The sequence below is a fragment of the Streptosporangium becharense genome (assembly GCF_014204985.1).
Classification (GTDB): domain Bacteria; phylum Actinomycetota; class Actinomycetes; order Streptosporangiales; family Streptosporangiaceae; genus Streptosporangium; species Streptosporangium becharense.
The window spans coordinates 5,428,596-5,442,167 of the sequence record NZ_JACHMP010000001.1 but is presented as its reverse complement, the minus strand read 5'-3'; the positions used below and the strand labels follow the sequence as shown (position 1 = coordinate 5,442,167).

Here is a 13,572-nt window from a genome sequence, read left to right as displayed (position 1 = left end):
CCCGGGACGGGCCCGCCAAAGCCCGGGGCGGGTCCGGCGACGTCGACGACGGAGGTCTGTCACCGGGCCCGCGTCCGGCACCGGCGACGGGCCCCGTCACGGTTCCGGGTCGAACAGCACCAGTGGATGCCGGCGGGCCAGCTCCAGCACCGCACGGCACACCTCCCCGGCCCGCGGGAAGACCGCGTTCATCAGCACGAAGTCCTCGCTCACGGTCAGCGGCTCGGACCACGGCGAGGTCCCGTAGTTCTCCGCGGTGAGATCGGGAAAGACCGAGGTCAGCTCGTCGTAGAAGGCCGCCGTCTCCGGGCTCGGCTCGCCTGGGACGGCGTCGCCGTCACTCCACGCGGCATACCTGCGGAAGGCCTCGTCCGCCGTGATCGGTCCGGCCCCGACCCAGACCCCGAGATCAAAACTCACGTCGCGTCCTCGCATTCACCCCGGCTGCCCGGCTGTCGGATTTTATGTGTGTGGCGGACGTCCGCGGCCGTTCTTTCCGCCGGCAGATGATGCCGGCTTCAGGGCCTCCACGAAAGCCGGCGCGGTTCATCCTCGGGTGACAGACGCAGCGCCGCCACTCCCGGACGCCAGGCCGGAGTCACCGCTCCCTGCCGGCAAGCCCGATCGCGCACTCCCGGAGAGGAAGCTCCAACGAGGCCCCTCCCCCTCCCCTGCACAGAACATCGTTCCGAACCTTCGACATGTTCGTTCAAACCTGCTAGATGTTAGAAAGTCGATCGATCAAGAGCATCGTGATCGTTGATGGATGAGAGGGCTCATCGCCGACCAGTCGGGGGCACGTGTGAAGTGGGTCGTCGTTGACTACGCCGGAGTCGTCAGCCTGGCACCGCCCGAGCAGGCGGGCGCCCTGCTGCCGCGTGCTCTCGGCGTCGCGTCGCACGAGTTCTGGCCGGTCTACCAGCGGGAGCGGCGACCCTACGACGTCGGCGAGGTGGAGGCGTCCCGTTTCTGGAGCGCCGTGGGCGGGCGGCTGGGCAGAACCGTCGACCCCGATCTCCTTGAGGTCCTGGTCACCCTGGATCTCCGGGCCTGGACGCACCCCAACGAGGAGACCCTGGCGCTCCTGCGGGAACCGACCGGTTCCGGCGCCGCGCTGGCCCTGCTCTCGAACGCCCCGGCGGAACTGGCCCAGTTGATCGACGACCAGCCCTGGGCACGCCTGTTCCGGCACCGGTTCTTCAGCGCCGACCTGGGCCGGGCCCAGCCCGATCCACAGGTGTTCTCGCAGGTGTGCGCGAGGCTCGGCGCACGCCCGGACGACCTGCTGTTCGTCGGCGGCAGGCGGGAGAACGTCGCCGCGGCCCAGGCCCTCGGCATCGAAGCGGTGCTGTTCACCGGCGTTTCCCAGCTCCGCTCGGACCTCACCGGGACGGGCGTGAGCGCCGGGGCGGCGGGCGTGCGCGGAACACCGCCGGTCCGCCGCACCCCGCCGGTCCGGCGGAAGGCTCCGGAAGCCGTGCTCCCCCGGTGACGACTCCGGGTGCCTCCGATCTCGCCCCGACGCCCTCGGGCGAGGGCCGATCGCCGTGCGGCCGATCGTGGATCACGGCGCGTGCTCAGCGGCCCGGATCCGTCACACCGAGGGCTTCCGGGGTGAACAGGTAGCGCTTGAACCAGTGGTGCATCCGGTGTCGCAGAGCCCGATCCCCGTGCACCCGCACTCCCGGCTGCCGCAGCAGTTGCTCCCAGGACAGGTCACCGAGCCACCACCCGGTCACCGCCGCGGTCGGCGCGGTGAGCCAGACGTCGACGGGCGCCCCGGTGTCCTGCCGGCACAGGTTGACGCTCGCCCGGGACAGGTGCAGCCAGTAGTTGCCGTCGGACGGCATACGGTCGGTGAACTCGATCGCGAGCACGACCGTGCGCTCGGGCAGCGCGCCGACGTCGACGCGGCGTCGCATGTCCCAGGTCAGCGCGGCGGTGTCGAGATGGTCATCGGTCAAGGCGGCGCTGTCCGTGGCGACGGCCCAGCGGGCCAGTTCCCGCACCACCGGGGCCAGCGCGGTGCCCGCCTCGGTGAGCCGGTAACCGTCGTCGACGATGCCCGCGGCGCGCAGTGTGCGCAGCCGCGCGGACAAGGTCGCCCGTGGGATGCGGGGCAGGCCGTGGCAGATGTCGGTGAAGGTCGCCGCGCCGAGCAGCAGTTCCCGCACGATCAGCAGTGTCCACCGCTCACCCAGGACGTCCAGAGCCCGCGCCACCGCGCAGAACTGCCCGTATCCGCTCACCGGTGCATGGTACGCGGAGGTGGGCGGCTACGCCGGTTCAAAAGTTGAACTGGTGACGGCGGTGCGACCGGTCGACGATCGAAGCGTGGACAAGGGCATCGAAAGAACCGGTCAGATCATGGACATGGGTGACGGCGTGCTGACGGCGATCGGAAACACGCCGCTGGTCAGGCTACGCAGGGTCGTGCCGGCCGGGTGCGCGGAGATATTCGTCAAGGTCGAGGGCCAGAACCCGACCGGCAGCATGAAGGACCGCATGGCGCAGGCGATGATCGCCAGGGCCGAGGGCGACGGGCGGCTGAGGCCCGGTGACACCGTCGTCGAGTACACGGGCGGCAGCACCGGTGCTTCCCTCGCCCTGGTCTGCGCGGTGAAGGGATACCGCCTCCGGATCGTCAGCTCGGACGCGTTCAGCGAGGACAAACTACTCCAGATGGCGGCGTTCGGCGCGGAGCTCAGCCTCGTCCCGAGCGAGGGAGGAATGATCACGAAAGCGCTCATCCGGCGCATGATCGAGACGGCCGAGGGGTTCAGCCGGCAGCCGGGCACCTACTGGACCAACCAGCTCGACAACACCGACAGCGTCGCCGGTTACCACCCGATGGGCGAGGAGATCTGGGAGCAGACAGGCGGGCGGGTCGACGTGTTCGTCCAGTCGGTCGGCACGGCGGCCTCGCTGCGCGGAGCGACGACCGCTCTCAAGCGTCACCGTCCAGAGCTCCGGGTCGTCGCGGTCGAACCGGCCGAGTCCGCGGTGCTGTCCGGCGGCCGGCCCGGCGCCCACCGCATCGAAGGCATCGGCATCGGTTACCCGCCGCCGATGTGGGACCCCGCCCTCGCGGACGAGATCGTTCCGATCGCCACCGCCGACGCCGAGGAGATGGCCCGGCGCCTGGCCCGGGAGGAAGGGTTGTTCGCCGGGACATCGTCCGGTGCGAACGTCCTCGCCGCGATCCGGGTCGGGCAGCGCCTCGGCCCGGCCACCAGGATCGCCACCCTGCTGGTGGACTCGGGGCTGAAGTATCTCAGTACCGACGTGTACCGATGCTGATCACTGACCATGCGCTCCGAGGCCGGAGCCGGAACGGAGATCGCCCGGCGCAGGCGACGACGCGCGTCGTCCGCCCGCCCGGCGCGGCAGCGGAGGCGGGTCGTCTACCCGGATGAGGACCCGGCACGGCGGAGTCGTCCGGCCCGGTCAGACGCGCTGCCGGTACGTGTCGAGCCTGGCGAGTCTGGGGAGGTCCTTCAGCGGTTCGGGCAGGTCGGCGAACCGGTTGCCGCTCAGGTCGAGCCTGGTGAGGTTGACGAGGTCACGCACCGACTCGGGCAGGGCGGCCAGTTCGTTGTCGCTCAGGTCGAGCCAGGCGAGCTTGGTCAGGTCACCCAGCGACTCCGGCAGGGCGGTCAGCCGGTTGCGGCTCAGGTCGAGCCTGGTGAGCTTGACGAGATCGCCCAGCGACTCGGGCAGGGAGGTCAACTCGTTGTCGCTCAGGTCGAGCCTGGCGAGCTTGGGGAGGTGGCCCAGCCAGTCAGGCAGGGCGGTCAACCGGTTGCCGTTCACATCGAGCCTGGCGAGCTTGGCCATGTCCCCCAGCCAGCCGGGCAGGGCACCCAGCCGGTTGGAGGACACCTGGAGCCGGTTGAGCTTGGGGAGGCGTGCCAGCGACTCCGGCAACAACGTCAGCCGGTTGCGGCTCAGGTCGAGTTTGGTGAGGTTGACGAGGTCGCCCAGCGACTCCGGCAGGGACATCAACTCGTTGTCGCTCACGTCGAGCGCGGGCAGGGCGGTGAGGTCGCCCAGCGACTCGGGCAGGGAGGTCAGCCGGTTGCCCCTCACCTCGAGGTCGACGAGGTTGACGAGGCCGCCCAGCGACTCCGGCAGGGAGGTCAACCGGTTCTGGCTCACGTAGAGCCTGGTGAGGTTGACGAGGCCGCCCAGCGACTCGGGCAGGGCGGTCAGCTGGTTGTTCTCCAGGAAGAGCGCCTCCAGGGCGGTGAGACCGCCCAACGACTCCGGCAGGGAGGTCAGCCGGTTGTGGCTCGCGTTGAGCCAGGCGAGGTCGGGTAGGTCGCCCAGCGAGTCCGGAAGTCGGGTCAGCTGGTTGTCGGCCAGGTAGATCCAGGTGACGCCACGGAGGTCGCCCAGCGACTCCGGCAAAGAGGTCAATCGGTTCTTGCCCGCCATGAGCATGGTGAGCTCGGTGAGGTTCACCAACGACTCCGGCAAAGCGGCCAACTGGTTGTGGAACAGGTCGAGGGCGGTGAGGTTGACGAGGTCGCCCAGTGACTCGGGCAGGGAGGTCAACCGGTTGTGGAACAGGTTGAGCGCGGTGAGCCTGGTGAGGTTCCCCACCGACTCGGGCAGCGAGGTCAACCGGTTGGCCCGCAGGTCGAGCTCGGTGAGGTTGACGAGGTCGCCCAGTGACTCCGGCAGGGTCGTCAGCCGCTGGTTCTGGCTCACGTCGAGCTTGGTGAGGTTGACGAGGTTGCCCAGCGACTCCGGCAGAGCGATCAGTGATGGGCTGAAGTGCACGCGGAGCTCGGTCAGGTGGGTGAGGTCGCCGATCGATTCGGGCAACGTCTTCTGCCCGGTCAGGGAGAGACTGAGCGTGGTCGACCCGTCGCGCAGGCACCTGTCGATCTGTTCCTCGACATGCTTGTGGTCGTTCCAGGTCATGATCTCTCCTCAGCGTCGCCCACCTGCCCGTGCCCGCACCTCGCACTCCGGGCACCGGAGCCGCGCACGATGCTAGGGGCCGATACTTGGGAGCGGCTTGCAGGTCGGTGAGACGCCCCGCGCGGCCGGCCGCCCTCCGCCGCCGGGTGGTCACGCCCCTCTTCGGCGCCGGATGGTCACGCACCGGAGCCGAGCCGGAGGCTCCGCCGCCGGGTGCGCCGCCCGCTCAGGTGAGGGTGTGACGGCGCCGCCCTCAGGTGAGGGTGTAGCGGATCGGCAGGTGCTTGAGGCCGCCGACGAAGGTCGTGGCGCTCAGCTCCGGGTCGCCGGCGAGCTCGATCGAGTCCAGCCGGGGCAGCAGCTCGGCGAAGAACGCGCGGGTCTCCATCCGGGCGAGCGCGGCGCCGAGGCAGAAGTGGACGCCGAACCCGAAGGCCAGGTGCCGGTTGGGGTCGCGGCCGACGTCGAAGCGGAACGGGTCGGCGAAGACGTCCTCGTCGCGGTTGGCCGACGGGTACGACAGCAGCACGGACTCGCCCTCGGCGATCGGCACCCCGGCGATGTGGGTGTCGGCGGTGGCGGTGCGCATGAACCCCTTGACCGGGGTGACCCAGCGGATCATCTCCTCCGCCGCGGCCGGCAGCAGGCCGGGGTCGTCCCGCAGCCGGTCGAGCTGGTCGGGGTGGTCGATCAGGGCGTGCAGCCCTCCGGCGATGGTCGCGCTGGTGGTGTCGTGCCCGGCGGTGGCGATGATCACGTAGTAGGAGGCGGTGTCGACGTCCGACAGCGGTTCGCCGTCGACGCGGGCGTTGGCGATGGCCGAGGCCAGGTCGTCGGTGGGGGTGGCCCGGCGCGACTCGGTCAGCGCGCGGAAGTAGGCGAAGAAGTCCATGAGTGTGGCGATCTGCTCCTGCACCCCCGCACCGCGGCGCAACTCCTCGTCGGCGCCGCCGAACAGCTCCTGGGTGAGCTTGAGCATGCGCGGGAAGTCGGACTCGGGCAGCCCGAGCAGCGACAGGATCACATACAGCGGGTAGTGCACCCCGATCTGGGTGACGAAGTCGCACGCGCCGCCGTGCTCGACCATCCGGTCGACGTATCTCCTGGCCAGCTCCCGCACCCGCGGTTCCAGTGCGCGCATCGCCTTGGGCCGGAACCAGTCGGCGCCGATCGCCCGCACCACCCGGTGCTGCGGGTCGTCCATGTGGACGAGGGTACGCAGTTCCCTCCCCGTCGCCCGCTGCTCCCGCCGGATGGCGTCGAACTCCGCCGTCGTCAGCAGGGGGCGGGGGGCGTTGACGAACAGCGTGTTGTCCCGTTCGACCTCCATGACGTCGGCGTGCCGGGTGATCGCCCAGAAGGGGTTGTAACCGGGTGACTCGACCCGGTGCACCGGGGCTTCGCGGCGCAGCAGCGCCAGGGCCGCGTGCAGCCGGGCGTCGTCGGCGTAGGCGGCCGGGTCGGCCAGCGCGCGGCCGGCCTCGTCGACGGACAGGCTCATGCTCATGCTCACCGGATCGACTCCTCAAGCGGCGTGGTGGGGCCGGTCAGCCCGCCGGGTGTGCGCGTGTGTCCATGCCGCCGACCGTAACCTTTCCCGCGGCGCGATGCACGATCCGTACCGGATACGGATCGTCTGGGGCAGGCGAGAGCGCTTCCGGTATACGGCACCTTCAGATGTAGCAATTCGCACATGCCGGAATTCGGCCTCCCGTTGCGCGATTCGCCTACCTCCCGGGTTGGGAACGCATCTTCCGATCAATGGACATATTCTTTATCCAATACCCTTCTTGCGCTTCCCCGTAGACCACCCGGCGAGTCGCCGGGAAAGTGGGCCGAATGACAGGAAAGTCAGATCGAATGTCCCATTTAAGGGACATGGTGTGGTTTATCCCAGCGTGCATCGCGACCTGTTTCTTGGGAATCGCCTTGCTCGCTCAGGGTGCCAAGGGCGCCGAGATCTCCCAGACCCTGTCGTTCGTGATCGCCACCGTCGCGATGCTGATCGCGGTCCTCTTCCGCCCCCGGGAGCCCCAGCCGCACGTGCGGGGGTGGCGGCTCTCGCTGGCGCTGTCGATCGCGATAGCCCTCAGCCTCGGTCTCGGTCTGGCGACGACGTGGTGGTTCCTCTTCCACAAACCCGACCTGAGGGTCACGGACCTGGTCGGGGTCTCCGGCGGCCGTGACATGCGCGATGGAAACCAGGCCGTCCTGCACGTCCCCGGCCGGCCGCCCGCACGCGAGAACCTCGCCCTCACCCTCACCCTGGTCAACCAGGGGCCGACCGGAAACTGCGTCCTGCCGGCCGCGCTCGACGTCGTACCCGTGATCGACGGCGGCCGGGGCACCCCGGTCGAGACCCGGTCCGGCAGAGAGATCCGGCTGCCCCTGACCGGCGCCGAACGCCAGGCACTCCTCCTGGTCACCCTCAGCGTGAACGACCCGGCTTGCGAGCTCACGCTGGACGTCTCCGAGGCCGTCCTCTACAACTAGGAAGCCCCCGTGAACCGAACCCTGCGGCAGGCCGTTCTCGCCGCCTGCCTGTTCACCACCGCCTGCCAGCCGGCCGCCTCCCCGGCGTCCACGGCCAAGGCGACCCCACGCCCCGCCTCCCTCGTCTCCGGTGAGGTGGTCTACGTCGGCGTCACCACCGACCACCCCGCCTGGTCGACCCACGAGGAGGGCACCAACGTACGCACCGGATTCGACATCGAACTCGTCGACTGGCTCAGCAGCAAACTGAACGTCAGGCGGCAGTACGTGGACGTGACACTCAGGGAGCGGATGGCGGCGCTCGAGGAGAAACGCGTCGACCTGGTGGCCGCCACCCTTTCCATCACCGACAAGCGCCGGGAGACAGTGGATTTCGCCGGGCCGTACATGATCACCCGCCAGGGAGTCATGGTCCGGGACGGCGACGACCGGATCAGAAAATACGACGACCTGGTGAACGGAGGAAGAAACGTCTGCGTGGCGGACCACACGACGTCCCATGAACAGCTCAAGGAGAAAGACCCGAGAAAACTCACGCTCACCGTCGAGACCGCGCTGAAAGACTGCGTCCGGCGGCTGCTCGACGAACAGGTCGACGCCGTCTCGACCGACCAGCTCGTCCTGTACGGCTTCGCGCGGGCCAACCCCGGCGTCCACGTGCTGCCCGATCTGACCTTCGGCGCGGAGGAGCAGTACGGCATCGGTCTTCCCGACAACTCCGGCGCCGACTGCCGGATCCTCACCGGAAAGCTGCGCGAGTTCCTCGCCGAGGGAGACTGGGCCGAGTTCTTCGCCCGGCACTTCCCCGGCGTCGTCCCGGACCGGCACAAGCCCACCGACCTCGACAAGTGCGAGGACGACACCTGAGCCCGGCCCCCGTTCCCCTCGGCGGGGAGCCGCCCGGTTCGTCCCTCGGCGGCGGACACGGCAGGGGCGGTGAGGCCGGGAGAGACACGGCTGCGCGGGACGCGGCTCAGTTGTCCCAGATGGCGTGCTTCAGGATCCTGTCGAGGCCGGGTGTGGCCCACTGGTCGACGATGAGGATCTTCTGTTCCGGCAGGTACCACTCGCGCTGGTTGAACGTCGACTTCTGCGTGCCGTCGTCGTACGTCACACACCGGCCCGGCCACACCCGGTACTGCGCCGGGTGCGCCACGCCGACGCCACGGTTGCCGACGGCGATCGCCTTGCCGAGGACCTGGCCGTACTTGGGGTTCCGCGCGCACGGCATCACGTCGACCGCCGGGTAGAAGGGGCCACGGTTCGGGTTGTAGGGCGTGAACCCCTCACCGCCGGCCTTGAGAGCCTTCGGCCCTATCACCCAGAAGCTGTCGCACCGGGGCTCGGAGTAGGGGCCCTTCGGCCGCTTGCAGGAGCCGGTCACCACCCGGAGCTGGTCCTCGGTACCGTACACCCGCCACGAGTTCGGGATCTCCAGGGTCAGCCCGTGGCGCAGACGCAGCAACGCGATGTCGGACGCCCCAGAGGGCGTGAGGAGGCCGGCGGCCGCGGGAAGGGCCGGGACAGCGGGAAGGGCTGAGGCCGCAGGAAGAGCCGAGGCCGCGGCGGACACGGGGGCCGGGGAGACCTCCGACGCTGCAGACGCCGGTACCGGCGTGATCAGTGCGGCGGCCCCGGCCGCGACCGTCAGAGCGATCAATCTTCTCGTCACGGCGGCGATCCTAGCCACCCGCCCCGAGGCCCGGAGACCGGCGGGCAGACCGCGCGGCCGTTCCCCCACGGCCGTTCCCCCACGGTCCGGAAACGGATCGACGGACGGCGACGGCCGAGGCCGCGAGTCACGCACGGGTCACGGCGCACGGATCACGGCGTACGGGTCACGCGGACCCTTCCCGGAAACGGAACGGGCACCCTCACCTGAGGTGAGGGTGCCCGTCTCATCGGCCTGAGCCATGGTGCGCCGCCAGGGACTCGAACCCCGGACCCGCTGATTAAGAGTCAGCTGCTCTAACCAACTGAGCTAGCGGCGCGTGAAGCCCTTGAAGAATAGCGCACATCGGACGGGACTTCGAATTAACGGACGGCCAACGGCTAGGCTAGAACAACATTCGGTAATGATTGGGAGCACACATGTGGTTCGCCTCGCCCGCCGACGTCCGCGAACGGCTCGGCGCCGTCGACTACCTCTCCGACGACTCCATCGCGACCTCGGTCTTCCTGGCGGGAGCGCTCGGCAAGCCGCTGCTGGCGGAGGGGCCCGCCGGAGTGGGCAAGACCCAGCTGGCCAAGGCCGTGGCGACGGCGACCGGGGCACGGCTGATCAGGCTGCAGTGCTACGAGGGCCTGGACGAGGCCAGGGCCCTGTACGAGTGGAACTACAAGAAGCAGCTGCTGCGCATCCAGGCCGGGCAGGGCGAGAGCTGGGACGCCACCCACGACGACATCTTCACCGAGGAGTTCCTGCTGGAGCGGCCCCTACTGGCCGCCATCCGGTCCGAGACCCCGGTGGTGCTCCTCATCGACGAGACCGACAAGGCCGACGTGGAGGTCGAAGGGCTGCTGCTGGAGATCCTGTCCGACTACCAGGTGACGATCCCCGAGCTGGGCACGATCGCCGCTGTGCGCAGGCCGTACGTGGTGCTGACCTCCAACGCGACACGCGAGCTGTCCGAGGCGCTGAAGCGGCGCTGCCTCTACCTGCACCTGGAGTATCCGACGCCGGAGCGCGAACGCGACATCGTGCTCGCCCGGGTGCCGGGCATCGAGGCGGACCTGGCCGAGCAGCTCGCCCGGACGGTCGCCACGATGCGCTCCCTGGAGCTGAAGAAGGCCCCCTCGGTCGCCGAGACGGTCGACTGGGCCAACACCCTGATCGCGCTGGGCCGGACCGAGCTGGACGAGGAGGCGATCGGCGCCACCCTCGGGGTGGTGCTCAAACATGCCTCCGACCAGACCCGGGCACGCAAGGAGCTGGGTCTGTGAGCCTGCTCGACCGGCACGTGGGGTTCGTGCACGCGCTGCGTGAGGCCGGGCTGCCGGTGTCCCCGGCCGAGGGGCTGGACGCGGTCGAGGCCCTGCGGGTGATCGATCTGACCGAACGGGAGTCGCTGCGCGCCGCGTACGCGGCCACGCTGGTCAAACGGCCCTCGTACCGGCCGGGCTTCGACATCCTCTTCGACCTGTGGTTCCCGGCCACGACGAGTGACCCGGGAGCCGGCCGCGGTACCGCTCCGGCGGACGGGGAGAACGAGCAGGGCGGGGAGAACAGGCCGGACGGGGGGAACGCGGGCGGCGGGGCGGGCGGGCCGGATCTGGAGAACGCCGCGGTCCCCGAGCTGCGCGACCGGCTGGCGGAACTGCTGCTCGGCGCCGACGGGATGGACGGGTTCGCGCGGGCGATGGTGGAACGCTTCGGGCGCCTGCCCGCGGGTACCGGCAGGCAGAAGTGGTTCTCCTTCCCGGTGATGCGGACGCTCTCCCCGGAGACGCTGATGGCCCGGCTGCTCGCGGAGGTTCTGGGCGGGCGAGAACGTGGCGGGCTGGCCGAGAAGGTCGCCCGGCAGCGGATCGGTGAGAACATCAGGCGGTTCGAGGACGCGGTCGGCACCGACGTCCGCCGCCGGATCGCCGAAGAGTCCGGTATCGAGCCGATAGCCCGCTCCTCGGTGCGTCCGCCGCTGGAACAGCTCGACTTCCTGCGGATCACCCGGACCGACCTGGCCAGGCTGCGCCGGGAGGTGCACCCCCTCGCCCGCCGCCTGGCCTCCCGGCTGACCGTCAAGCACTGCCTCGGCCACCGCGGCAGGCTGGACTTCCGCCGGACCGTACGGGCCTCGCTGTCCAGCGGCGGGGTGCCGCTGACCACCTTCAACCGGCCGCGCCGGCCGCACAGGCCCGAGCTGGTGGTGCTCTGCGACGTCAGCGACTCGGTCGCCTCCTTCGCCCACTTCACCCTGCTGCTGACCTACGCGCTACGCGAGCAGTTCGCCAGGGTCCGCGCGTTCGGGTTCGTGGACACCGTGGACGAGATCACCCGCTTCTTCGCGCCGGGTGCCGACGTGGTCGAGGCCATGACCCGGCTGACGAAGGAGGCCGACATGGTGCGGTTCGGGCGGACCAACTACGGCTACGCGCTGGAGCGGTTCGCCGAACGCTACGGCGACGCCGTCGGACCGAAGACGTCCCTGCTGATCCTGGGTGACGCGCGGTCCAACTACCAGCCGCCCGCGCTGGAGACACTCGGGCGCCTGGCCGGGGCCGCCCGGCACGCGTACTGGCTCAACCCGGAGCCGGTCGCCCAGTGGGACACCGGCGACTCGCTGGCGACGGCGTACGGCGGGGTCGTCCCGATGCGGGAGTGCCGCAACGTCACGCAGTTGGCCGCCTTCGTCGAGGACCTCGCCTGAGCCCTGGGCCCGGCACCGGATCAGGACCTCGCCTGAGCCCCGGGCCCTCGCCCGGGCCCGACACCGGATCAGCTCATCCGGCGCAACACCCGGGCGGCGGTCCGGGCCAGCAGTTCCACCTGGGCGTCGTCGTACTCGGCCCGCGGCCCGTTCAGGATCCAGCGCGCCACCAGGCGGGGCTTGAGGAGCGTGATGCCCTCCGCAGTGACCGACCGCCTCAGCTCGCCGCCGTGCACGGCGAGCAACGGCTCGATGGTGACGGGGACGCCGGACTCGCGGGAGAGCACCTCGGCCAGCGACTCGGAGACGTCGACGAGCGCCTTGGCCACCTTCGAGCCGTATTTCTCCCCCAGGAACAGCCGATCGCCGTACCGGGCGATCTCGGTCTCCGGGTCCCACGCCTCGTTGTCGACCACCCAGACACCGCCGGGGCCGATGACGAGGTGGTCGACGGACGCCTTGCCCGGAACAGCCCGGCCGTCGAGGATCTGATAGCCCCGTCTGGTGAGCCTGCGGCGGAGCAGCTTGCGGGTGATGTTCTCGCCGCGACGCCGGCCACGCCAGACCGCCGTGGCCTCGTACGACCGCCAGGCCCAGATCGCGTCCCCGGCGGCGACGAGCGCGGCGCCGACGATCGCCATGATCGGCACGGACAGCCCGAACCGGTAGGCCAGCGCGACGCCCACGGCCAGGCCGCCCACGGCCTTGACCGCGCGCATCTTCCTGCGCTCACCGGCCTCTTTGATCCAGAACTGCTCGTACATGACCTGCGGCGACAGGCCGTGGACCTGGTCGTCTGGCGTCACGTAAATGGATCCGCCTGGCACAGCGCACCCCCGGAGGCTCGGACGGTCGGACAAGGAACGAAGGGGGATCTGCCTCGCTGAAGATCCTTAGACTATGAAATACCCAACCAAGGATCCCGGGTATCTTCTCCCGGCGAAGGTGATGCAAGTAACACATATCCGCCAGTACCCCTGGTTCACCCCTGACCGTCGTCGACGCGACCGACCAGTCGGTATGCTTTCCCCACCACACCTTGGGGGAATGATGACTCAGGACCAGGAGCCGGTACGCCAGCGCCTGCTCAGCGAGGCCACGCGGCTGTTCGCCGAGCGGGGCTTCGAGAGCACGTCGGTGCAAGAGGTCGTCTCGGCCGCGGGCGTCACCAAGGGCGCCATGTACCACTACTTCGACTCCAAGGACGACCTGCTCCACGAGATCTACGGACGCGTGCTGCGCATGCAGATGGAGCGCCTCAACCACTTCGCCGACGGTCCGGGCACGGTGACCGAACGGCTGCACGCCGCCGCCGCCGACGTCGTGACCACCACGGCGGCCAACCTGGACGACTCCAAGATCTTCTTCCGCTCGATGCACCTGCTCGCACCCGACACCCGCAAGAGCGTCCGCGTCGAACGGCGCCGTTACCACGAGCGCTTCCGCGACCTGGTCGCCGAGGGGCAACGCGAGGGCACCTTCAGGTCCGACATCCCCGCCGACATCGTCGTCGACTTCTTCTTCGGCTCGGTCCACCACCTGGGCAGCTGGTACAAGCCGGAGGGTGCGCTCTCCGGGCCGGAGATCGGCAGGCACTTCGCCGACCTGCTCCTCGCCTCCCTCCGCCCCGCTTAGGAGCCCCCCTCATACGGGACCCGCGCGGCATGGGCTCCACGCGGCATGGGCTCCACGCCGCACGGGCCCCACGCGGCATGGGCTCCACGCCGCACGGGACCCATGCGAAAGCCCCGTCCACTCAGGCCGGTCCTCCGAACCCGGTCCT

Annotated in this window: 13 protein-coding genes and 1 tRNA gene; 7 read left to right on the top strand and 7 right to left on the bottom strand. The window is 69.8% G+C overall.

The annotated features are described in order from the left end of the window. Positions 1-96: 96 nt before the first annotated feature. Positions 97-420 (bottom strand): hypothetical protein, encoded by a 324-nt coding sequence (locus F4562_RS23870; protein ID WP_184541059.1) that lies wholly within the window; start codon positions 418-420, stop codon positions 97-99. Between the two features lie 346 nt (positions 421-766). Here F4562_RS23870 and F4562_RS23865 point away from each other — a divergent pair, with 346 nt between their 5' ends. Next, the gene (locus tag F4562_RS23865) at positions 767-1,492 is read left to right on the top strand and encodes an HAD-IA family hydrolase (RefSeq protein WP_184541060.1); all 726 of its coding nucleotides are present in this window, start codon (positions 767-769) and stop codon (positions 1,490-1,492) included. An 85-nt stretch (positions 1,493-1,577) separates the two neighbouring features. On the opposite strand, the gene F4562_RS23860 is transcribed toward F4562_RS23865, so the two are convergent. Beyond that, positions 1,578-2,249, bottom strand: a complete 672-nt coding sequence (locus tag F4562_RS23860; RefSeq protein ID WP_184541061.1) for a winged helix-turn-helix transcriptional regulator — start codon at positions 2,247-2,249, stop codon at positions 1,578-1,580. Between the two features lie 52 nt (positions 2,250-2,301). Between F4562_RS23860 and F4562_RS23855 the strand changes: the two genes are divergently transcribed. After that, complete coding sequence (locus F4562_RS23855) at positions 2,302-3,300, top strand: PLP-dependent cysteine synthase family protein (protein ID WP_221206777.1); 999 nt, start codon at positions 2,302-2,304, stop codon at positions 3,298-3,300. Positions 3,301-3,447: 147 nt separating this feature from the next. Here the strand turns inward: F4562_RS23855 and F4562_RS23850 are convergent, their stop codons facing one another. Continuing rightward, entirely contained in the window at positions 3,448-4,929 is a 1,482-nt protein-coding gene (locus F4562_RS23850; RefSeq protein ID WP_184541062.1) for a leucine-rich repeat domain-containing protein, read from the bottom strand. Positions 4,930-5,182: 253 nt separating this feature from the next. Next, positions 5,183-6,436, bottom strand: coding sequence for a cytochrome P450 (locus F4562_RS23845; RefSeq protein WP_184541278.1), 1,254 nt, complete (start codon positions 6,434-6,436; stop codon positions 5,183-5,185). A gap of 422 nt (positions 6,437-6,858) precedes the next feature. Between F4562_RS23845 and F4562_RS23840 the strand changes: the two genes are divergently transcribed. Further along, the gene (locus tag F4562_RS23840; protein ID WP_184541063.1) at positions 6,859-7,422 is read left to right on the top strand and encodes a hypothetical protein; all 564 of its coding nucleotides are present in this window, start codon (positions 6,859-6,861) and stop codon (positions 7,420-7,422) included. A 9-nt stretch (positions 7,423-7,431) separates the two neighbouring features. Then, a complete protein-coding gene (locus F4562_RS23835) occupies positions 7,432-8,289 on the top strand; it encodes a transporter substrate-binding domain-containing protein (protein WP_184541064.1) in 858 nt (285 codons plus the stop codon). Between the two features lie 106 nt (positions 8,290-8,395). Here F4562_RS23835 and F4562_RS23830 read toward each other — a convergent pair whose 3' ends face one another. Together F4562_RS23830 and F4562_RS23825 are read right to left on the bottom strand one after the other, a co-directional pair. After that, positions 8,396-9,094 carry a hypothetical protein gene (locus tag F4562_RS23830; protein WP_184541065.1) on the bottom strand — a complete coding sequence of 233 codons (699 nt, stop codon included), beginning with the start codon at positions 9,092-9,094 and terminating at the stop codon, positions 8,396-8,398. A 242-nt stretch (positions 9,095-9,336) separates the two neighbouring features. Then, positions 9,337-9,413 (bottom strand) — tRNA-Lys (locus F4562_RS23825). Positions 9,414-9,513: 100 nt separating this feature from the next. On the opposite strand from F4562_RS23825, the gene F4562_RS23820 reads away from it, so the two are divergent. Then, on the top strand, positions 9,514-10,365 hold the full coding sequence (locus F4562_RS23820; protein ID WP_184541066.1) for an AAA family ATPase: 852 nt from the start codon (positions 9,514-9,516) through the stop codon (positions 10,363-10,365). Further along, positions 10,362-11,789, top strand: coding sequence for a vWA domain-containing protein (locus F4562_RS23815; protein ID WP_184541067.1), 1,428 nt, complete (start codon positions 10,362-10,364; stop codon positions 11,787-11,789). Before F4562_RS23820 ends, F4562_RS23815 begins: the two co-directional genes overlap by 4 nt. A gap of 68 nt (positions 11,790-11,857) precedes the next feature. Here the strand turns inward: F4562_RS23815 and F4562_RS23810 are convergent, their stop codons facing one another. Beyond that, positions 11,858-12,595: an NERD domain-containing protein gene (locus F4562_RS23810; protein WP_311733958.1), complete on the bottom strand. Its 738-nt coding sequence runs from the start codon at positions 12,593-12,595 to the stop codon at positions 11,858-11,860. Positions 12,596-12,839: 244 nt separating this feature from the next. On the opposite strand from F4562_RS23810, the gene F4562_RS23805 reads away from it, so the two are divergent. Then, positions 12,840-13,424, top strand: a complete 585-nt coding sequence (locus F4562_RS23805; protein WP_184541279.1) for a TetR/AcrR family transcriptional regulator — start codon at positions 12,840-12,842, stop codon at positions 13,422-13,424. Positions 13,425-13,572 lie beyond the last annotated feature (148 nt).

Excerpts from the sequence above, each read along its gene's own strand:
- F4562_RS23865 (WP_184541060.1), top strand. The coding sequence starts at position 767 with ATGAGAGGGCTCATCGCCGACCAGTCGGGGGCACGTGTGAAGTGGGTC.
- F4562_RS23850 (WP_184541062.1), bottom strand. The coding sequence starts at position 4,929 with ATGACCTGGAACGACCACAAGCATGTCGAGGAACAGATCGACAGGTGC.
- F4562_RS23845 (WP_184541278.1), bottom strand. The coding sequence starts at position 6,436 with ATGAGCATGAGCCTGTCCGTCGACGAGGCCGGCCGCGCGCTGGCCGAC.
- F4562_RS23820 (WP_184541066.1), top strand. The coding sequence starts at position 9,514 with ATGTGGTTCGCCTCGCCCGCCGACGTCCGCGAACGGCTCGGCGCCGTC.
- F4562_RS23805 (WP_184541279.1), top strand. The coding sequence starts at position 12,840 with ATGACTCAGGACCAGGAGCCGGTACGCCAGCGCCTGCTCAGCGAGGCC.